Source organism: Acinetobacter sp. YZS-X1-1 (assembly GCF_000804305.1).
Taxonomy (GTDB): Bacteria; Pseudomonadota; Gammaproteobacteria; order Pseudomonadales; family Moraxellaceae; genus Acinetobacter; species Acinetobacter variabilis.
Genome location: NZ_JWHB01000001.1, coordinates 82,214 through 103,819 on the forward strand (window position 1 = coordinate 82,214; position 21,606 = coordinate 103,819).

Annotated in this window: 20 protein-coding genes; 6 read left to right on the plus strand and 14 right to left on the minus strand. The window is 41.8% G+C overall.

What is annotated here, in order from left to right; translation table 11 throughout:
• Positions 1-94: 94 nt before the first annotated feature.
• The 3 genes from RJ01_RS00470 to RJ01_RS00480 form a co-directional block, all read right to left on the minus strand.
• The gene (locus RJ01_RS00470) at positions 95-967 is read right to left on the minus strand and encodes a hypothetical protein (protein WP_034169697.1); all 873 of its coding nucleotides are present in this window, start codon (positions 965-967) and stop codon (positions 95-97) included.
• A 47-nt stretch (positions 968-1,014) separates the two neighbouring features.
• Positions 1,015-1,392, minus strand: a complete 378-nt coding sequence (locus RJ01_RS00475; RefSeq protein ID WP_004787040.1) for a hypothetical protein — start codon at positions 1,390-1,392, stop codon at positions 1,015-1,017.
• 142 nt (positions 1,393-1,534) lie between these two features.
• The gene (locus RJ01_RS00480) at positions 1,535-2,944 is read right to left on the minus strand and encodes an FAD-binding oxidoreductase (RefSeq protein ID WP_034169805.1); all 1,410 of its coding nucleotides are present in this window, start codon (positions 2,942-2,944) and stop codon (positions 1,535-1,537) included.
• Positions 2,945-3,298: 354 nt separating this feature from the next.
• Here RJ01_RS00480 and serA point away from each other — a divergent pair, with 354 nt between their 5' ends.
• On the plus strand, positions 3,299-4,531 hold the full coding sequence (gene serA, locus RJ01_RS00485) for a phosphoglycerate dehydrogenase (protein ID WP_004787044.1): 1,233 nt from the start codon (positions 3,299-3,301) through the stop codon (positions 4,529-4,531).
• 124 nt (positions 4,532-4,655) lie between these two features.
• Positions 4,656-5,522 (plus strand): DMT family transporter, encoded by an 867-nt coding sequence (locus RJ01_RS00490; protein WP_034169698.1) that lies wholly within the window; start codon positions 4,656-4,658, stop codon positions 5,520-5,522.
• Positions 5,523-5,568: 46 nt separating this feature from the next.
• Here the strand turns inward: RJ01_RS00490 and RJ01_RS00495 are convergent, their stop codons facing one another.
• Complete coding sequence (locus RJ01_RS00495) at positions 5,569-6,717, minus strand: hypothetical protein (protein ID WP_034169699.1); 1,149 nt, start codon at positions 6,715-6,717, stop codon at positions 5,569-5,571.
• A gap of 332 nt (positions 6,718-7,049) precedes the next feature.
• Between RJ01_RS00495 and RJ01_RS00500 the strand changes: the two genes are divergently transcribed.
• Positions 7,050-7,934: a DMT family transporter gene (locus RJ01_RS00500; protein ID WP_034169700.1), complete on the plus strand. Its 885-nt coding sequence runs from the start codon at positions 7,050-7,052 to the stop codon at positions 7,932-7,934.
• Positions 7,935-7,995: 61 nt separating this feature from the next.
• Here the strand turns inward: RJ01_RS00500 and RJ01_RS00505 are convergent, their stop codons facing one another.
• The 3 genes from RJ01_RS00505 to truB all read right to left on the minus strand — a co-directional run bounded on the left by RJ01_RS00505 (position 7,996) and on the right by truB (position 10,279).
• Positions 7,996-8,463 (minus strand): hemerythrin domain-containing protein, encoded by a 468-nt coding sequence (locus tag RJ01_RS00505; protein WP_005233643.1) that lies wholly within the window; start codon positions 8,461-8,463, stop codon positions 7,996-7,998.
• 127 nt (positions 8,464-8,590) lie between these two features.
• On the minus strand, positions 8,591-9,358 hold the full coding sequence (locus tag RJ01_RS00510) for a TSUP family transporter (RefSeq protein WP_034169701.1): 768 nt from the start codon (positions 9,356-9,358) through the stop codon (positions 8,591-8,593).
• A gap of 15 nt (positions 9,359-9,373) precedes the next feature.
• Entirely contained in the window at positions 9,374-10,279 is a 906-nt protein-coding gene (gene truB / locus RJ01_RS00515) for a tRNA pseudouridine(55) synthase TruB (RefSeq protein ID WP_034169702.1), read from the minus strand.
• 153 nt (positions 10,280-10,432) lie between these two features.
• Here truB and RJ01_RS00520 point away from each other — a divergent pair, with 153 nt between their 5' ends.
• From RJ01_RS00520 to RJ01_RS00530, 3 genes are all read left to right on the plus strand, one after another.
• Positions 10,433-11,461 carry a lipase secretion chaperone gene (locus RJ01_RS00520; RefSeq protein ID WP_034169703.1) on the plus strand — a complete coding sequence of 343 codons (1,029 nt, stop codon included), beginning with the start codon at positions 10,433-10,435 and terminating at the stop codon, positions 11,459-11,461.
• Positions 11,462-11,972: 511 nt separating this feature from the next.
• Positions 11,973-12,983 (plus strand): triacylglycerol lipase, encoded by a 1,011-nt coding sequence (locus RJ01_RS00525; protein WP_034169704.1) that lies wholly within the window; start codon positions 11,973-11,975, stop codon positions 12,981-12,983.
• A 171-nt stretch (positions 12,984-13,154) separates the two neighbouring features.
• Positions 13,155-14,135, plus strand: coding sequence for a triacylglycerol lipase (locus tag RJ01_RS00530; RefSeq protein WP_034169806.1), 981 nt, complete (start codon positions 13,155-13,157; stop codon positions 14,133-14,135).
• A gap of 65 nt (positions 14,136-14,200) precedes the next feature.
• On the opposite strand, the gene rplS is transcribed toward RJ01_RS00530, so the two are convergent.
• From rplS to RJ01_RS00565, 7 genes are all read right to left on the minus strand, one after another.
• Positions 14,201-14,572 (minus strand): 50S ribosomal protein L19, encoded by a 372-nt coding sequence (rplS, locus tag RJ01_RS00535; RefSeq protein ID WP_004787066.1) that lies wholly within the window; start codon positions 14,570-14,572, stop codon positions 14,201-14,203.
• A gap of 206 nt (positions 14,573-14,778) precedes the next feature.
• On the minus strand, positions 14,779-15,519 hold the full coding sequence (gene trmD / locus RJ01_RS00540) for a tRNA (guanosine(37)-N1)-methyltransferase TrmD (RefSeq protein ID WP_034169705.1): 741 nt from the start codon (positions 15,517-15,519) through the stop codon (positions 14,779-14,781).
• 42 nt (positions 15,520-15,561) lie between these two features.
• The gene (rimM, locus tag RJ01_RS00545) at positions 15,562-16,110 is read right to left on the minus strand and encodes a ribosome maturation factor RimM (RefSeq protein WP_034169706.1); all 549 of its coding nucleotides are present in this window, start codon (positions 16,108-16,110) and stop codon (positions 15,562-15,564) included.
• Between the two features lie 30 nt (positions 16,111-16,140).
• Positions 16,141-16,398 carry a 30S ribosomal protein S16 gene (gene rpsP / locus RJ01_RS00550; RefSeq protein ID WP_004281198.1) on the minus strand — a complete coding sequence of 86 codons (258 nt, stop codon included), beginning with the start codon at positions 16,396-16,398 and terminating at the stop codon, positions 16,141-16,143.
• Positions 16,399-16,535: 137 nt separating this feature from the next.
• Positions 16,536-17,003 (minus strand): type IV pilin protein, encoded by a 468-nt coding sequence (locus RJ01_RS00555; protein ID WP_034169707.1) that lies wholly within the window; start codon positions 17,001-17,003, stop codon positions 16,536-16,538.
• Entirely contained in the window at positions 16,997-17,542 is a 546-nt protein-coding gene (locus RJ01_RS00560; protein ID WP_005233625.1) for a type IV pilin protein, read from the minus strand. The genes RJ01_RS00555 and RJ01_RS00560 overlap by 7 nt, the downstream gene beginning before the upstream one ends.
• Positions 17,523-21,605, minus strand: a complete 4,083-nt coding sequence (locus RJ01_RS00565; RefSeq protein ID WP_034169708.1) for a PilC/PilY family type IV pilus protein — start codon at positions 21,603-21,605, stop codon at positions 17,523-17,525. The genes RJ01_RS00560 and RJ01_RS00565 overlap by 20 nt, the downstream gene beginning before the upstream one ends.
• Position 21,606 lies beyond the last annotated feature (1 nt).

The following is a 21,606-nucleotide window of genomic DNA, read 5'->3' on the forward strand; positions in this document are numbered from 1 at the left end:
TTTTGAAGTCTGCGAGGATTACTGTGAGCTAAAAAATCAACAATTTCTCAAAATATTAACAAAAATTAATTTACTAGAATGCAAATATTTTCATTTAATTAACATTAAAAACTATCTTTTTCTGACCTTTTATTTCAATTTCAAATTGAAAATCTTGAAGGTTATCAAAATTAAAGTCTGTAATTTTAATAAACAAATTTTCATCTTCTAATGGATAACTTAACTTTAATTTATTTATTTCATCATTAATGATTTTCTCAACATCTAGACAAATATCGTCATATTTCATCATAACCTGGATTGAACCATAGAAATTAAAAGCTGATTCCGAACAATATGTAGAATCATTAATCTTAATAAAGTAGTTTATTGATTTATTTCTAAAGAATAAAATTTCATCATCCGTTAAGGTAGAGCCTTGTATACCATTTACTTTTCTATGGGAAATTAAATCTGGTCTTTCATTGTCTAAAATCTCCAAACTGTTTTGTAAATGCCACTCTCCATGTACTGCCGATCTAATAAAAAATATTTCTTCTTCATTTATATAAGCAAATATAACTGTCTTTGTCCCTTTTACCATTTTTTTATGTTTAGGATCTTGATAGACACCTAAATGTAAATGATGAATACCGAAGTCATAAAGCATTAAGTCTCTTGCATTTCCATTAAATAACTTTCGACTTTGATGTTGATAAATTCCTCCTTTACCATGAATAAACTTCTCTATTAATAATTTAAATCCAGCCTCATTCTCAATGGGTATTGAAAAATCTTTAGCAAAGCTAATTTTTCTTGGTTTATCTTCTATAAACCAATGTTTCAATTTCAAAAGCTGTTCAAAAGCGCTATCATTTTTAGATATTTTATATTCTATATTTTTTAAAAATTTTGTCGCTAATTCATCTAAATCCTTCGATACTAATTTACGAATATCTATTATTTTTCCAAAAACAAAAAAGCGCATCCTGAAGATACGCTTTTAACGAAGTTTTGTTTAAAGATCAAACATTATTATGGACAGACTGCCTTCTGGAAAGTTTTTGTATTTGAACCGCGTACACACTGATAGAGCTTTTCAGTATTGTGCATTTTCCAGTTTTTCTCTTCTTTCCTAAAATGATAAATGGTCTGAATTGATCTCACCGAGTCATCCATCAAACCTGTTTCAGTTACTTTTACCTGTCCAACCGTCGGTGACTCAACACGATTAAAGAACTGACGTATCTCGACTGTTGCCAGTTCTTCACGCAGGTCAGGCCTCATTTTAAGTACCTGATCCAAAGGTGTATCTGAAGAAGACTGCACTTTTGCAATCACTTTCTGGGTGGTTGTACAACCTGATGTCATCACACCCAGACCTAAAATTGTAACCGCCAATAACCGTAACATATTGTTTAACCCAGATTATCTTTATTATGCAGAAATTATCATGCCGGGCTTTTCAGCTTAACGCTATTTAGACTCTGTAAGTCCAGTTACAAAGCAATAAAAAAAGCGCACCTTTCGATGCGCTTTTGTAAATCTATTCTGATTAAAGATCGAATAGTTTGCCTGGGTTCATGATGCCATTTGGATCGAACACTTTTTTCAAGGCTTTCATGTATTCGATTTCTTCAGCTGAACGGGTGTATTCAAGATAAGGTTTCTTGGTCATACCCACACCATGTTCCGCAGAAATTGAACCGTCATATTTTTTCACAGTATCAAATACGTACTTGTTCACGACTTGGCATTTCGCAAAGAATTCATTTTTGGTCAGGTCAGCCGGTTTCAGGATATTCAAGTGCAGGTTACCGTCACCGATATGACCGAACCAGCAGATTTCGAAATCTGGGTAGTTTTCATTCACGATCGCATCGATTTCTTTAATGAATGCCGGTACGTGAGTGATCAGTACAGAGATGTCATTTTTGTATGGAATAAATGGAGCAATCGACTCAGAAATGTCTTCACGTAGACGCCATAAGCTGTGTACTTGCTCAAGACTTTGGCTCATCACGCCATCCAGCACCCAGCCCTGTTCCATACAGTGCTCGAAGATTTCCATCGCCTTGTCCATAATCGGCTCAAACGGCGCTTCAAACTCAAGCAATACATAGAAGGGACATTCAGTTTCAAATGGACGCTGTACGTGACCATTGGCCAATACTTTTTGCATCGCCAGCTCACCGAAGAACTCAAATGCAGTCAGGTCGATTTTCGCCTGGAAGGCATGCAATACTGGCATGATCGCATCAAAATCAGGTACACCCAGTACCAGCACTTGCAGGTCGTGTGGCTGACGCTCAAGTTTGATTTCTGCTTCAGTGACTAACCCTAAGGTACCTTCACCACCGATGAACAGATGTTGTAACGCATAACCAGTCGCGTTCTTGATCATGCCCTTGTTTAGACGCAGTACATCACCTTTACCAGTCACCACGGTCAGGCCTAGCACCCAATTACGGGTCATGCCGTATTTGATCACTTTAATCCCGCCGGCATTGGTGCCGATGTTCCCGCCGATCTGGCTTGAACCAGAAGAGGCAAAATCAACCGGGTAATACATGCCCTGCTCTTCAGCATAGTTTTGCAACTGTTCAGTCACCACACCTGCCTGTACGCGCACCATACGGTCTGCCGGGAAGAATTCCAGAATCTGGTTCATCTTGTCCATGCTTACCACAATCTCGCCATTCGCAGCGACAGCGCCTGCAGATAGACCTGTACGACCACCTGATGGAGTCACTGCAACATTGAACTGATTGGCAAGCTTCACAATTGCTTGAACCTGTTCAGTCGAAGATGGGAAAACGATGACCGATGGGTTTGGATCAAAGTGTTTGGTATGATCACGACCCCAATTCTGGAGGCTGTCCGCATCAGTTTTAATACGGTTTTCACCCACAATTGCAGTCAATTGGGTCAATAACTCTGGGGTTAAAGCGACTGGAGCATTCATCGTTTGCAGACCTAGCATGAATTAAACAAGAGAGACCTCGCCGGTTTATTCGTATATTTTTCAGGCATTAAAACCTGTATACAAAGCAGGCGAAACATGATGATTAAAGCACCAAAACTGGCAGCTTAAACAGCATGGCGCAATATTATAAGCTATTTTTGGCGCTTTCCCTTAAAAAATGACAATTTTGATAATATACCTTTGAAAATGATAGTTTAATTCAACCAGCTCTATCATTTTCACTACTATCACTTGCAAAAATAGCTGATATTGTAGTCATCAAGGAAATGTATAACCGCTCCATTCCTGTGCTATTATACGGCGACTAAATTTGGCCTTTGTAGCGGAGCCGTAATGAGCCAACATCTATCTCTACCTAAAGATAAAATCCGTTTTCTATTGTTAGAAGGCGTTCACCAGAACGCAATCGACACATTGAATGCAGCTGGATATACCAATATCGACTATCGCAAAACAGCGCTTGAGGGTGAAGCACTGAAAGAAGCGATTAAAGATGCACACTTCATTGGTATCCGTTCCCGTACTCAGCTCACTGAAGAAGTGTTTGAAGCTGCGAACAAACTGATCGCGGTAGGTTGTTTCTGTATCGGTACCAACCAAGTGAATCTGGATGCAGCAATGCGTCGCGGTATTCCGGTATTTAACGCACCGTATTCAAATACACGTTCAGTTGCTGAACTTGTACTTGCTGAAGCGATTCTTTTGCTTCGCCGTGTACCTGAAAAATCTACAGATACACATGCAGGCGGCTGGAACAAATCTGCTGTAGGTTCGTTTGAAACTCGTGGTAAGACTTTAGGTATCGTTGGTTACGGTTCAATTGGTTCACAACTTTCTGTCCTTGCTGAAAGCCTGGGTATGAAAGTGATCTATTTCGACACAGTGACTAAATTACCACTCGGTAATGCACGTCAGGTCGGCACAATGGGCGAACTTCTTGCAAATGCTGATGTTGTTTCTATTCACGTTCCTGATGTTCCGTCTACACGTAACTTCATGACCAAAGAACAATTCGCGCAAATGAAAGAAGGCTCAATCTTCATCAATGCGGCACGTGGTACATGTGTTGTGATCGAAGATCTGGCTGAAGCGTTGAAATCTGGCCACCTTGCAGGTGCTGCGGTTGACGTATTCCCTAAAGAGCCTAAAGCAAATGGCGAAGAATTCGTTTCTCCACTACGCAACATTCCAAATGTGATCCTGACTCCACACGTGGGCGGTTCTACGATGGAAGCTCAGGCAAACATCGGTCTGGAAGTTGCTGAGAAATTTGTAGCTTATTCAGATAAAGGTATGACGCTTTCTGCGGTGAACTTCCCAGAAATCGCGCTTCCATTAACTGAAGGCAAACACCGTCTGCTTCACATCCACAAAAACATCCCGGGTGTTCTGTCTAAGATTAACAATCTGTTTGCTGAACACGGCATCAACATCTCTGGTCAGTCTTTAATGACCAAAGGTGATGTAGGTTACCTCGTAATGGATGTAGATGCGACTGCATCTAAAGAAGCACTTGATACGCTACACGAAGTTGAAGGCACGATTCGCGTACGCGTATTGTTCTAATTCAACTACTGAAAAAACCGCAGGCTTCGGTCTGCGGTTTTTTTTATTTTTTAGGGATTTATTTTCCCTGAGTACAGTCCGCTCCTGTGCGCTGTATTCGATTACTTCGAAGCCAAATTTAGTCATGCCAGATTTTAAAATTGCACCGATGGTGCAAGCGCCACTGATTTTGCTAATCGCCATGATCAGCATGCAAAGCAGTGGCTCCTTTGCCAAATATCTGTTTGGCCAGTTCCCGATCCTGACCGTTTCAGCCATGCGCCTGCTCTTAGGTGCAGCCGTGTTGGCGTTGATTTTTAAAATCTGGCAAATCAATTTCCGTCAGGTGAAATGGTCAGCGATTATCAGTTATGGCATCGCGTTGGCTGGCATGAATATGCTGTTCTATCTGGCGATTGATCGCCTGCCACTTGGTATTGCAGTTTCTTTTGAATTTATTGGGCCCTTAAGTGTTGCGCTTTTTCATGCCCGGCAGAAGTTTGATTTTATCTGGGTCGGACTGGCAATTATAGGGCTGGTGCTGTTGTTTCCCTTTGATCAGACTGCACAGCCGCTTGATCCGATTGGCATCCTGTTAGCCTTAGGCGCGGGTTCCTGTTGGGCACTATATATCGTGGCCGGACAAAAACCTTCTGGTGTATCAGGGAATCATACCGTGTGTCTGGGCATGTTTGTGGGCACGCTGGTGCTGATGCCGATTGCCCTGTTCGCGGGAATGCCTGCTCATGTGTTTGAGCCAAGTAGCCTCATGTATTTTGTTATTTTGGCTGCTCTTGCCAGTGCCTTACCCTTTACTTTGGAAATGATTGCACTGCGTAATTTAACTGCCTTGAGTTTTGGCACTCTAATGAGCCTGGAACCTGCGGTTGCAGCACTCTCCGGTTTCGTATTCTTAGGCGAGACTTTATTGTGGACGCAATGGCTGGCACTGGCCACTATTATCAGTGCGTCGATTGGCTGTACGGTGACCACACAAAGAAGAAAGCATTAAATAAAAAAGGCGCTCAAGCGCCTTTTTTAAGATGATTGATTTAATTTTAGCGTGGCGTTGCATCTTTAATAGCCGTATTTAATGCAGTAGCTGCTGTCACATTATAGCCATCACATGCCGAAGCAAGATGGTCATACAGGTAATCTGTCCATTTAAGCATTAGAGGAGTTGCACCCTCTTCCCTTAAATTGTCCAAGGCAGCTTTTCTTGCCTGAGCAATATAATCGGCATGATCAATATGCTCTCCATGTTCCGAGAAAGTACTGGAATAAATTTCATCCTGATATTCGATTGCCCCAAAGTATTTGTAATATTGCTGCGCATCGTCTTTATATTCGGCTTTTTTAAATTTCAGATTAGCCATCGTACCATCTAAAATGGTTTTCGCCATCTCTTGAACAGACTCGCCTGTCTGCCATTCAGCCAGTGTACGATAGCCAGTTTTGATATCCGGATCAAATTCAATAAAGTCTTCCTCAGGATGTTCTGCCAGAATACGGAAACATTTAGATCCGTTCGGGAAAGTACGCGCCTTCTGCAAACCGACAAAATTGGTAGCAAACTGATTGTAATATTTACGCTCAGCATCGGTAGTATCAGTATCAAAGAAAACTCTGGTTTCGGTATCGTCATACATCTTCACGACAGCAATATTGGTACGTTCAGTTAAGGCTTTACCTGACAGGTCGTACCACTCCAGGTGTCGATGATTGCTGATGTTATTTTCCGGAATAGTGACGGGACGACTGGTAAATTGTTCAGAAGTATTTTCCAGTACTTTTTCCAGTTTATAACCTAATGCTGTACGGGCACGATCTGCAGGGAATACGCCTTTTTCTGTGACATAAATTGGGAAAGTCATGTCTTCATCAAGATCATATTCAGTATCAACAGCCCGGTTATTATCTGCATACAAGATGCCGTCAGTAATTTTATTTTTATGACTGGCCAATAGAAGCTTTTCCGACTCCATATCTGAAGCATCAATATTCGGTAGGTTGAACTGATAGGTATAGAATTCTGAAATTGTATCTGATGTTCCATCACCATTATCTGGAGTTCTAGGATTGCTCGGATTACCAGGATTGGTTGGGGTGGGTTGACCTGCGACTGGCTCGTTATTATCAGAATCAGAGCCACCACATGCAGTCAGCATAAGGCTCAAGACAGCACAAGAAAGTAATCTTAATTTCATTATTATCTACCTTATTATTTTTTCATCATTTTATTTTTCATTGTTATTTTAAAGTTGACCCAAACCATGAGGTCTAAGCCATTTTAATAAATATAAAATTAAGATCAAATTAAAAATTGATTAATTTGTAACCACAATCTCATCAACAATTAACGTTGAATTTAATTTTTTCGGTGGGGGACGAAATCAAAAATTCAAATTCACTGATCCAAAATCCGCTTCGCATTCACAAAATATTCGTCTGCCCTACTCATCAAAAATTAACCAGTTTGATATACTTCCGCTTTCTTCTGTATCTTGATTATACCCTTCTGGTATAAGTAGTTTCTCCCATGCCAAACGTCCAACTTCTTGCTGTGTTGTACATGGTTCTCTCCATGACTTCATACCAGATCAGTGCATCCTTCGCCAAGCAACTTTTCCTAGTGCTTGACCCGATCACCGTCACTATTTTAAGGCTCTGCTTTGCCGCCATTATTGTCTGTGTCATGTTCCGTTCCTGGAAAGTTATTCGACGTTTACAATTCCTGAAATGGCAGGATCTGCTCTGCTATAGCGCTTCTCTGGGCATCATGAATATCTTGTTCTATATGTCGCTCGGAAAACTCCCGCAAGGAATTGCTGTCGGACTGGAATTTATTGGCCCGCTAGGCTTGGCCTTAATCTCAATTCAAAATCGTAAGGATTATGTCTGGGTGTTACTGGCAATTTTAGGTATCGTGCTGATGGTGCCATGGGGGGAAGCCAATAGCAGTAACTTTGACCTGCTTGGTGCAGCGTGTGCCCTAGGAGCCGGCCTCTGCTGGGCCCTGTATATCTATTTTGGGCAACGCGTGGTACAGCAAAATATCGGGATGCATGCACTGACCATTGCCATCAGTATTTCAGCCTTGTGTTTGTTGCCAATCGGACTATATAACAACGCCTCTGCTTTGATTGATACTCAATATTGGGGCAAGGCCATTACCATTGCAGTACTGGCAACCGCCATTCCTTATGCACTGGATTTAAAAGCGCTCCAGCACTTGAATAAAACCAGTTATGGCACGCTTTCCAGTCTGTCTCCAGCTCTAGCAGCACTAGTAGGTTTTATCTTGCTGGGTGAAAAAATTACGCTACTTCAAACGGTCGCACTGGTTTGTATTATGCTGGCTTCAGTGGGTGTGACCATGCGGGAAGCACGGCAAAAATATAAAACCCGAAAAATAGAAAGCTGAATAATAAAGAAAGATGGCACTTTGACCATCTTTCTTTATTATGAAAATTTGAATTTCAATATTAGCTTTTAACCAGCATGTCTTTTTTCATTTCTTTATAACGCTGATATTCAGTTTTGTACTGATCAGCTAAAGCCTGTTTTTGTTCATCTCCCAGAATTTTCCCGGCCTGCTGGAAGAAAGCATGCTCTTCTTCTTTTAAATGATGATGAACCTTATCTGAGAGTCTCTTGGCAATTGCAATCCAGCTAGGGCTACTAAATTCGGTTTCAGTCAGTTCCTCAATCATTTCATCCATTTCATGATGTTCTGCCAAGGCGTGACGGGTAATATTCAAGCCGGGATCTGTCATCATCAAAGGAATATAAAAGTAACGGTCTTCTGCCGTTTCATGCGCAAACAGTTCATTCTTCAGCTGCTTGAATAACTCACGACGTTCCGGTGAATCCCCCGAAGTTTGCAGTAATTTTTCTGCCAGATCACGCTGGATCTCATGACTTTCCCTTAATGCTTCAAAAATGGTGGTCATGTAATTGTTCTCCTGTTTTTGTCATGCCTTTGCTCCAGCATAGAGTGAAACCGGCAAATGTTCAGGAATATTTATAAGGCGAATTTGTATAAAAAACTTTAATATTGAGAATAGTTTACATCTATTTTTAGGCTAAAAACATCTGATAAGCCATACGACAAATCAGCAAACTGACCAGGGTCAGAAATAGAATCCGGATAAAACCGCTGCCATATTTAAAGGCCAGTTTAACACCCAACAGCGAACCGCAAATATTCGCAGCCGCCATCATGGCACCCACCAGAAATAGCACATGACCTGTAGGAATAAAGAAACTCAGTGCCGCAAGATTGGTAGTGAAATTGGCAATTTTTGACAGTGCTGAGGCATGTAAGAAATCCACACTCAGATAACGAATAAAGAAAAAGATAAAAAAACTGCCTGTCCCCGGGCCAAAAATTCCGTCATAAAAACCGATGGCCAGACTGCCTAGTGCTGCCAATATCAGCATCTTTTTATTCAGCTTTTGCTCGACGTGTACCCGACCAAACTGCTTTTTCATGAATGTATAGATTGCAATCACGATCAGCATGATCAGCACAAAAGGCTTGAGAATATCCACCGGAATCAAGGTGACACTGGCTGCTCCAATAAATGAGCTAATAAAGCTGCACAGCGCAATTACACCAAGTAAAACCCATGGCAGTTTGACCTGTCTAAGATAGGAAAAGGCTGCCGAGCCTGTACCAAAAATGGAGGCCAGCTTGTTAGTGCCAAATACTGTGGCGGGTTGCAACTGCGGCAGGCTACTCATAATTGCCGGGATTTGGATCAAACCGCCACCACCAACGGCAGCATCAATCGCTCCTGCCATAAAGGCAAAAAGCACCAGACTGAGGATAATCTCGATGTCCATTGTTATTCAACGCGACTAGAGATTAAGAACACGTTTGGGTACCAGACGTTTTTTATCCGTGATTTCAGCCAGGCCTAAGCATTTCTCACCATCAAAGACCAACACCTGTGGCTCTGCCGGATGATCGATATTACTTTCCATACCTCGGCTAAAATATTCTGCACGGCCTTCCGGAGCCTGAATCTGCGGGAAATACTGTACCGGTGCATAAGCTGGCAGTAATAGCGCTTCACGTTCTGTCTCAGTCAAGCTTTCCAGATATTCAATGGTATAGCTTGGAATAAGGTCAAAATGACCGGTTTGAATCCGGTGCAGATACGTCAGATGACCATAGGTACCGAGTGCTTTGGCAATATCTTCGCCGAGTACCCGGATATAAGTGCCTTTGGAACAGGTCACATCCAGCGTAATACTATTTTCAGTAAAAGATAAAAGCTCAATTGCATAAATGGTTATTGGACGTGCTTCACGTTCGATCTCAATGCCCTTACGCGCCAGCTCGTACAGCGGACGACCTTCCTTTTTCAGAGCCGAATACATCGGTGGCACTTGCTGGATCTCGCCAACAAATTTGGCAATTGTCTCCTGAATCAACTCTTCATTCAGTTCAGGGACTGGTTTTTCCAGCAGAACTTCCCCTTCGACATCACCTGTAGTAGTGCTATGTCCTAGAAAAACTGTAGTCTGGTAACGCTTAGTTGAATCCAGCAGATAATGCGAAAACTTGGTCGCCTCACCCAGACAGATCGGTAAAAGACCGGATGCCAATGGATCTAGTGCACCAGTATGTCCAGCTTTTTGCGCACGATATAACCAGCGTACTTTTTGCAATGCAGCATTCGAGCTGATGCCTAGAGGCTTATTTAATAGAAATACACCGCTGATATGACGACGCTGAATTTTAGGAGATGAAGATTTCATGGCAAAAAGTCAGACATTTTATAAATTGGCGCAATGGTAAAACCCCTGCCAATTATTTACAACTTTTCTACAGCATATAAGGGGCAATATCTCCTATCCTGCCGAATGCAAAATTTAAAATAATCCGATAATTAAAATAAAGGTGCATAGGATATGCAGAAATATAAACTATGGATCGTGATTGCGCTCATTGTATTGTGCTTGATTACCCTGATTCTATGGCTGGCTCCTAGGGATGAAGCACAGGCACATGTCTCAGGCCCGCAATCCACCAATGAAAGCAGCGCTCAACAGGCAGCAGCACTGGCCAATGGCCCCGTAAATAACATATTCCCGAGTCCAAGCCAGCAGGATACGGAAATTAATTGCCAGATGCAGATGGATGCCAGCAATCGCCTGATCGTTAATGAGCAGACCCGTAACTGTTTTGAATATTTTATTACCCAGTACGGGGAAAAAACCCTCGAACAAATCCAGCGAGATTTTAAAGCTTATATTCAGCAGAATTATCAGGATCCTGCGCTCTCACAAGTTCTGGATCTTTGGGACCGTTATATCCAGTATCATCAAGGTTTGGGAGAATTGACTCCACCTACAGGTCTGGATCAGGAAGATCCAGCTTACTACCGCAGTATCTATGCCAGCACCCAGAATCTGCGTAAGCGCTTTTTCTCTGATTATGAAATTGAAGGACTGTTTGGCACTGAAGATACCTATCATGAATATACCTTAGACCGTATGGCAGTCATGGCGGATAAAAAATTGAGCGAAGCAGAAAAAGCTCAGAAACTAAAAGAACTGTTTGCACAGTTACCGCAGGACTGGCAAGAAAACCTGGAGCAACTGAATAAACTGGAAGATCTACGCAAACTTACGGCTGATATTAAAGCGCGTGGTGGTTCTGCGGAAGAAATCCGTCAGATGCGACTGAATCTGGTCGGGCCTGAAGCAACCCAACGTCTGGAAAAACTTGATGATGAACGTGCGAATTGGAAATCCAGTGTGACGCGTTACTTGGGCGAGCGGGATAACATCCTAAAAAGTGGCCTGAGTGAAAATGCCAAACAGCAGGCAGTTGATCAGTTGCGTCAGAAACATTTCCAGCGCCCTGAAGAACGGCTCCGTGTAGGTACATTTGAACAGGTCCATGATCAGGGAGGGACCTTACCCTTTGCCAATTAATTTTCAGCTAAAATTGCTCATTGACGCCGTAGCTAAACAGTACTGCAACGGCGTCGAATATCTTCTCTTATTCCCTTTCTTTTTTGTCTCATCTCTTATATATATAAAAACAGTAACAACGACCCTCTATTTTGAGAGTTTAACAGAGCCATTTTCCTCTGAAAGCCTTGATTTTCTTGGGTTGATTACTTTTTTTAACATTGTTATTTGTTTCCAACTATTTCAGCCTAAACATTCATCAATCTTAGATTTCAAAGAGTTAACAATAAAATACATACGTATATAAATTTCAAATTTATGAACTCATCAATGCTCACCGGGCGTGGCCCAAAATGACATGGAATTGGCTCATCAGCATGAAAAAATGCTTCTGCTTCAAAATAATAATTTTTGCACGTGATTGAAGATTAGGTCTGCACGATCGAGGCATCCAACTTCAATATTTAACGCGCATCAATACTCCCGAGCAATGATTGCTTTTTATAACAATAAAATGAACAAAGGAACGGTTATGCGTACTTTTATTAAAACAACACAGATGCTGGCGCTTTCCTTGGCAGCAGGCCTCGGTTTTGGCTTTTCAACACAAATCCAGGCAGCAGCAAGTGCAGTTCAGGTCACTGAAAAAGCCAAATCAGACTATGCCAAAACCAAGTATCCCATTCTGATGGTACATGGCTGGCTAGGCTGGCAACGCATAGGTACCGATACCATTGGTTTAGATTACTGGTATCAGATTCTGCCGGATATGGCTCGTAATGGCTCGACCGTGTTTGCCACCCAGTTGTCGCCTGCCAATACCACGGCTCACCGTGGTGAACAGCTCATTCATCAGGTCGATGAAGTGCTGGCAATTACAGGGAAGGAAAAAATCAATCTTATTGGTCACTCACATGGAGGGCCGACAGTACTTTATGTAGCAGCAACTCGACCGCAGCAGATTGCATCCATTACAGGGGTCGCAGGCACCTATCATGGCTCTAAAGTGGCCGACGATATTCAGAACAATACCCTCACCCGTACTGCTTTCAATATTCTTGGTGATTATATTATTGGACCGCTCATTACACTGGGGCAGTTCAAACCCGAACTGGAAATTGATTTCGATGCATCCATGAAATCCCTGACCCAAACTGGCTCTAGCTCTTTTAATGCTAGCGTGGCCAAACAGATGGTGCAGGATGGTGTCTTAGCCTCCACAGAAAACTGTAATAAAAATCTGAAACCAAAAGACCGTAACGGTATCTATTATTATTCTTGGACCGGTGTGGCTCAAGCGACCAATGCACTGGACATCGATACCATCCTGATGCAGCTTGGCCCTCTATCTTATGGCAATAAAGACAATGATGGCATGGTCGCCCGTTGTAGTGCATTCATTGGTAAAGTGATTAATGACCAGTACAAGCTGAACCATACCGATCTGGCCAATATGATATTTGGTCTTAAAGGCCTGTTTGCTTCAGATCCGGTGGCGATGTACCGTCAACATGCCAATCGTTTAAAACTTCAGAATCTCTAATTTTCATCGCCCTTATATCTGCAGATATAAGGGCTTTTTCGTTATTTTCACTTGAAAAAACTAAGGAGATAAAAAAACTCAAAACGCTGAATGGGTCAGCTTTCAAGCTGGCTATTCCCCACATTATGGCGAGGATCGCCTTAACACAACAACAAGAATGAGGAAATAATGATGAAATATGGAGTATTAACGGCAGGACTGCTCATGGCAGCGACCTGCTTCACGGCTCACGCCTCCACTCAGGCCAGTCAGGTGACGGCGAAAGCCAGTTCACAATATGCCAAAACCAAATATCCGATTGTATTTTCACATGGTATGGCGGGTTTCATTCAGGTTGGCACTGAACAGTTTGGACTGGATTACTGGTATCAGATTTTACCTGATCTGGCCCGTAATGGTGCGAATGTCTGGGCGACACGGGTCTCCCCTTTTAACTCATCTGAAATTCGCGGTGAACAACTTTTGGAGCAGGTCAAGGAAATTGCCGCAATTACCGGTGCAGATAAAGTCAACCTGATCGGACATTCACATGGTGGCCCAACGATTCGTTATGTGGCCGGTTCAGAACCTAAGCTGGTGGCTTCATTAACCACAGTAGGTGCACCACACAAAGGTTCGCCGGTTGCAGACCTGATTCTAAAAGCTGAAGGGACTGCTATTGAAGCGCCACTGCTCGGTACGATAAATCTGGTTTCTAAAGCTATTACCTGGGCTCAAGGTCTGGATCCAAATAGTTTCCCACATGACTCTCTGGCGGGTGGTAGCAGTCTAACCCTGGCAGGCTCTGCAAAATTTAATCAGAAATATCCAATTGGTATGCCAAGCACTGCTTGCGGTGAAGGTGCTTATAGCTGGAAGCATGCGGATGGGCAGATTTACAATTATTCATTCACAGGTGTAGGCCAAGTCACTAACCTGCTTGATCCTGACTCAGCACTTAAAGTCACTGCTTTGCTCATTGATGGGGGTAAAGAAAATGATGGCCTAGTATCACGCTGTAGCGCCAAGTTCGGTAAAACCATTCGTGATAACTACAACTGGAATCATCTGGATGAAGTGAATATGGTACTAGGATTGAAAAACCTGTTTGCTCCAGATCCAGTAGATGTTTACCGTCAACATGCCAACCGACTAAAACTACAAGGTTTATAAAAAAATAGCGAGCATAAAAAAATGCGCCCAGAGGCGCATTTTTTTGCTTTAAAGCAAGGCTAAAATTAACCTTGTTTACGAGCTGGCAACTTTTCACGAATACGTGCAGCTTTACCAGAAAGTTCACGTAGGTAGTAAAGTTTAGCACGACGAACGTCACCACGACGTTTAACTTCAATCTTAGCAACGATTGGAGAGTGAGTTTGGAATACACGCTCAACGCCAACACCGCTAGAAATTTTACGTACTGTAAACGCAGAGTTCAAACCACGGTTTTTCTTAGCAATTACAACGCCTTCAAACGCCTGTAGACGTTCACGGTCGCCTTCTTTTACTTTCACTTGGACAACTACTGTGTCACCTGGTGCAAAAGCTGGGATGTCTTGTTTAAGCTGAGCATTTTCAACAGCTTGTACTAAAGGATGCTTACCGCTCATGGGGTATCTCCAATATGTGCGAGTCAGAAGAGGTCTGATTATCGCTGGGTATAGAGGCTGAATCGCATAGACCCGATTGACTTTCCCTTTATGCTTGACCGCTTCAATGCATAAAGAGCCTATTTAAGTACTTAATTTACATTAAGTAGTTTAGTTTGCTCGAAGCATAGCTTCTCGCCTTGCGCTCGGGTAAAGCAATGCTTTACTCACCCTCGCTCATCTTTTAGCCATTTCTTTTGCTGCTTGGTCAGTTCAACTTTTTCTACCAACTCAGGTCGGCGTTCCAAAGTGCGCTGATATCGCTGCAAAAACCGCCATTTCTCAATATTGGCATGATGTCCCGATTTCAAGATGTCCGGTACATCCATACCTTCAAAATGGTCTGGCTTGGTATATTGTGGGCAATCTAACAGACCATCCACAAATGAGTCTTGCACGTGTGATTGTTCATCTGACATTGCACCCGGAAGTCTCCGGATAATACTGTCCAATAACACCATCGCAGGGAGCTCGCCACCCGATAATACGTAATCTCCAATCGACCATTCCTGATCAACATATTTCTGGATCAAACGTTCATCGACACCTTCATAACGACCACACAGTACAATCAGTCCGTCATATTTAACGAAGTCCTGTACCGCAGGTTCATTTAAGGTTTTTCCTTGCGGTGACATATATACCACAGGAACATGAACTGCACCCGCTTGCGCTGCAAGCTCTTTGGCACGGTGAATTGCTTTCGCTAATGGCTCAGCCATCATCACCATACCGGGCCCCCCCCCAAATGGACGTTCATCCACCCGTTTGTAGTTCCCTTCAGCAAATTCGCGTGGATTAATACAATGAATTTGCATCAAATCACGTTGTGCTGCGCGCCCGCTAATACCGTAGGCTGTAATCGCTTCAAACATTTCAGGAAAAAGCGTAATGACTGCAAAGAACACCGCAGACTCCTCATTTTCCTGCTGCGTTAATCCTGTTAAGGATTAATAATCTACGCCCCAATTTACGTAGATACGACCAGCTTCGAGATCAACTCGCTGTACCACATCTTTATGCCATGGAATCATCCGCTCTTCGCCATCAACGCTATCAGCAGTAGCGCGAACTACCATCACGTCATTGGCACCTGTTTCAAACATTTCATGGATTTGACCGAGATTCACTTCCTGTTCTTCTTCATCCAGACCTAACACAGTTAGACCTTTCAAATCAGACCAGTAATACTCGTCCACGCCTGGTTGAGGCAGTTGCGATTTAGAGATCCAGACATTAGCACCAACCAGACCGTCTGCTGCGGTGCGATCACTCACACCCTTCAACGAAACAACCAGACCTTTGCCATGTGGTTTCCAACGTTTTACATCGACAATTTGCCATCCTGCTTTGATCTCAATGTACCAAGGAAGGTAGTCAAATATGTTGCTCATAGGTTCTGTATTGGAATAGACCCAGAGCCACCCATTTAATCCATATGCTGAACGCAACTGTCCAATCTGAATACGATCTTCGGGAACATTCTGTATTGGTGTCATGGGCAAGCTACTACCTAATTTATATAAAAATTATGCAGCAACTGCAGCTTTCTTAGCTTGAGCAGCTAAAGAAGCAACACGATCAGAAGGTTGAGCACCTTGAGAAACCCAATGAGCAAAACGGTCAGCATCTAAACGAAGTTTTTCTGCTTTACCTTGAGCTGTAGGGTTGAAGAAACCAATACGTTCGATGAAACGACCGTCACGTGCATTACGGCTATCAGTCACAATGATTTGATAGAACGGACGTTTTTTAGCACCACCGCGTGCAAGACGAATAACAACCATGATAGAACCTTATAGTTTTTACGGATTATTCATGTACCGACCACCGGAACACTTCAAACCCCTTTCATAGAGGGCAATATTTTACGCGAAGTTTACCCTGAATGAAAGATCAAAAACTGGTTGGCTACAATTTTGAATTAGCGACCGTCCCAATTTGAATTTGCTGCTAAAGCACTGCCACAGGCACTGGCAGTCGCTGTTACTTTTGACCAGTAACGTTGACCAGTATCATCTAAACAACTTACCCCATCATTTTTCTGATTTCCTGTGGGTGAAGGTACAGCACTTAGCACCCAGCTTGTTGCTGCTGGGTTAAAACTTAAATTAAGTGTATATAAACCATTTTGAGATAAAGGAGTAGCTGAAGAAAAGCCTAGCTTAGTTAAATCAATCGCAGTTGTTGCATTAATCTTATAGTTAAAATTAGTTGACTTGTATTGTTGCAATCTACTCGCTATGTCAATTAACTCGGCCTGTACCTCAGTACGCTTTGATTTTCTTACCTGCTCCTGATAAGAAGGAAAAGCTACTGCTGCAAGAATAGCGATAACAGCTACCACTAACATGAGTTCAATAAGAGTAAATCCTGACTGCTTTCTCACCATGTGTTCATACCTCCTGTGCCGCATCCTGTATAAGACACATTGGCCTTGGTCATATTCTTACACTGAATTCCTGTACTAGTCATGAGAAAAGTAAAATTATTAGGGTCTTGGCTTTCTGCTTTAATAGCCCATCTTTGTCCTAAAGCGGTAGTATTAGTTAGAAGTTTAGTAGCATCTGTACCATCTCGAACAGAAACAATATATTTAACTGCGGTTCCTGAACTATTTAATGGCAGGTTTAATTGTGCGTTACTTGTATTATAACCAATAAGATTTCCATTATTATCTTTATATAAATAACTAGGCTCAAAACCCAGATAACTAAAATTTTTACCTTTATGGCGCTCTAACTGCTCTGCTAGCTTTTGCACTTCCTGTTGTGCCTGACTAGCGATTGCTCTTCGAGCATAAGCCTGATAACTCGGAATAGCAATTGTGGCAAGAATCGCCACAATTACCACTACCACCATTAATTCAATTAATGTAAATCCTTGTTGTGGTATACGCAGGGTCCACTTCTTATTGTGCATATTTTTCATACCAACGATTTGGAATAAAACGTAAGGAACCCCCTGTTTCCAAGAATTTCCCACCCACTGTTCCACATGCTGTACCCTTACATGGGCTGCAATTAGGCCCTGAGCAAACATCATTTGGATCAGGTACGACTAGACTGCGTTTGTTAGGATCACCATCTGCACTACCTACATTAGGAGTTACAATTCCTGAGCCCAAGTTATAAGTATAATTAGCATCTTGTTTACATACCCCGGTTGGCAGACATAAACGTTGTGTAAAACTATGTCCTTTTACCCCAGCACCACAACTTGAAGTTGTACCATTATTAGACGCATCATATTGAGTAACATATAAGCTACCTTCTAATGCGATTGGAGTAGTTAGACCTTTAATAATATTTGCAGCAGCGTCACTATTATCAAACTTCTTATTAAATACATAGTACCAGCCACCCCATCCATTATTTTTATCTATGGTTGTTGTAGATGTGGCATTATTTACATACCTTAGCTGCGTAGGAACTGGAGTTGTTGCAGAGCTAGCAGCTAAAGTTTTTGCCTGCATTTTTGAAGTTGGATAACGCCCTTCAGCATTACTTGGATAAATATCATAATCATAGATACCATATGCGGCATCATATTGCAGCCCTAAAGGGTCTTTCTTTTGTGCTGAATCTGTCGTACCTACCAATGGAGAACTTTGATTTCCAGAAACAAAGGTAGCGACCACAATATTCCCACCATAAATTGCACTACTACCTGCACTATAATGAGCTGTAAATGCAGGCATAGTATAGAAACGTGGGCTAGTGCCATCAGCTTGGTTCAGATTTAAAATTCTGGTGGCTTGAGCAGTAAATGTTGTAGCGCCATCATTCTTAAAATCCACTCTAAAGGCCTGTCCCGCAAGATCACCAAAATATAGATGATCAATAACTCCATCATTATTTCGGTCTACTGTACGAATCTGACTTACAACGCTATATTTTAAGTTCTCATTTGTACTTGAATCTGCATTCCATAATAAATCACCTGTATCAGCATCAAAGATATAGACACCAGCACCGATTTTATTGTCTTGCTTATAGTTATAGCTTTCATAACCTGCGTAACCTGTACGTACGCCTTGGGTTTTTAAACCATCTCCATCCGCTCCTCCTGCATCATATCCCCCACCAACAATCATTACGAGTCTGCGCTTACCTTGCCAGTTAATATAACCCAGACTAGGTTTAGACCAGCTTTGACCCATTTTACTTAATGCACTATAGGATTTACCGGCAGGAGTTTTTTGTGAATATACCTTGCCTGTACTTGGATCAATATGAAATTTAATTTTTGGACTATTAATATCGGTTAGATCTAGGGCGTAATAACTACGTCCACCCATTCTCATTCCGCCATATACCCATTGCTTACCGCTCAGGTCCTCAGTTTTACCATCCAAGTCAGTACGAGAAGTTCCTTTTACAGTTAGAGTCCCATCACTTTTACTGACATAGATTGTGTGAGCAGTCCATTCGCCATCCATACCATAATAAAGAGCATCTTTCCCTCCCGCCAGATTTCCTCCTTCATTTTTGAAAGTTTCTGACTGACCTTCAATAATTTCTTTAGGAACAAAAGAAAATTTTTCTACCCCAGTCTCTGCATTTACAATATGGATCAAACCTTGAGTTGTCCCGAATAGCACATAATCTTCACGATTTGTACTACCAATACTGATTTTACCTGTATTGTTGTCTTTCTCCGCTACTGCTTTACCCTGCTGAGTAATCAGGATAGGTTTAGAATGCAGAATGCTTCCCATTTGTCTTACTGTAGCCGAATAGGTAGAAAGATCGAGATCAGTTGTAGAAATATCACTTGGAATATTGAAACCGAGCAAGCTCATTAAAGCTCTTGAATAAGTACCATCTGTTTTAGTCTTCGCATTAGTTGTATAAGTATGATCAATTTTGACTAGATCTAAATTACGAGAAACTTGCTCAGCTACAGGTTTAGTTCCATCATAACTATAGTCAGTTAAGAGAGTTCTCGCAGTTACTGAATTACCCGTTGTATTAGTCCCAAGCCCTAAAGGAAGCTGACTTAAAGCTCCGCCTTTTTTAAATATTGGTGCATTTTCTGGATAACTCATCCCAGCTTTGGCCCAGATATCAGCTAAATCTTGCAATTTACTTTTTTTCACCACTACAGTTAAATCGCTAGGCGTTTTACTTGCATAAACTCCATTATTTACTACATGGAACTTTTTCAAATTACCAAACCAGATCTGCTGTCGGTCTACCGGATTCACTTTTGGCTCGAACTGAGGGAAATAAGAATAAGGTTGTACAATTGCAGGATTCAAATCATCTAATGGAATCGTTGATGATCCGGTACTCATAGATGGAATATCTTTATTCAATTCTTCAACGAATTTATTAATACTATCTGAAATATCTTTAGAGTTAGTACCAGCTTTCCAGCCACCGCCACCTAGTATCCCCCAATCTTTAGCGTCTTGCACATCAGGATTGCTATCTCCGCTAAAATCGCTACCAAACCCTACAACAGCAGTTTTAATTTTTAAACCGACAGGATTTTTTGCAGGATCCAGTAAAGCTTGTGCATATTTACCAACACATGCCCATCCATTTCTAGAGTCCATGTAACCACTACGATTTCCCAAAGGACTTACAGAGCAATCAAATTGAGTTCCTTTATTCCCTAAGGACGTTGACATTAAAGTATAGGCTGTGCCGCTTTTACCATCCCAGCCCATCGCTGTACCACCAGGCTGCGGTTCACCATCAGTCAAGAAATAAATCCCTTGACCGCTGCATTCTCGTTTTTCTGGATTATTAACTTGGCCGCTAATTGATTGAGGGGCCAAATAAGTACGAGTTTTACTCGTATCTTTTGCATCCCCTACAGATGAACCAAATCCACTATAAGTACTATTACTTGTAGCCTGTCCCATTAAGTAAGCTGCGGCTTCCGAATACGCATAAGGCGTAGGTGTACCACCACTTGCTTTAAGATCTTTAATCGTTTCTAACAGCAAATCACGTTGAGTAACCTCTTTAGTTACATAACGGACTTTTTCTACTGGACGAGTTTTAATGACTGTTTCATAAACAGGTACTTCACGTGTACCTTCTTTATTTCTCTCATAAAAAATTACGCAATCATTATTATTACCAGCTGTACAGGTAGTAGTAGGAAGAGTATCATTAAATCCTGAAGGACGTGTTTCGGTACGTGTTCCCCATGAGCAGGCACTATTAGTCCAAGTACAGGTTTGATAATAAGTTCTTTTGACATTAGATCCTCCCCAGCAGAAACCGAAAATACAGGTTTGATTCTCTAGTCGCGTTTCCGAATATCTTGTCCACCGTGGCAAGTCATAATAATATTTTTCTTGCGTCGTCCCCGTTTGAACTCTTTCCTCATATTCTTCTTGATCGATATAAGTTTCTGCTACTTGGTAAGAACGGATAACTTCACTCAAAGGACGTGCAGGCACACGGATATAACCATTATCTCCAGCAAAGCTAGAGAGGCCTAACACGATTTTATCACTCACCCGAGGTACAGTAGGGGTGCCCTGTAAAATTTCTCTTAAACCATCTTTTAAACGGGTCAAACGATCGTAACAACGATAGTTACCGTTTGATTGTTTTTCACAACCTGTTTTTGTATCTTTTACTTTAGCATTAGCCGTGCTTGCAGTAACCGCACAGTAATAACGATTATAAAGAGAGGTTGTACTAGTATCCACTTGAATACCAGTATTAGTTCCTGCACAAACTCCATAATCATTTTCTATACTCATAGAAGTATAGGGTCTACCTCTATTATCAACATAACCCTCGCCCCAGCCCATACTGCCTGACAAGTCGAGCATCAGCATTAAAGTCGTACTACCCACACTATCTTCAGGCACTTTATAAATTTCAATATCACTTGCATAACTTACAGGTAAGGCAGTGCATAATAAGGTAGTTAATACTACACATATTCCAGCTACTTTTATTTGAGAGAAGATCGCTTTTTGGAAAAACGGTGTCATAACCAGTTGTTTCTTTATATTTTTCATT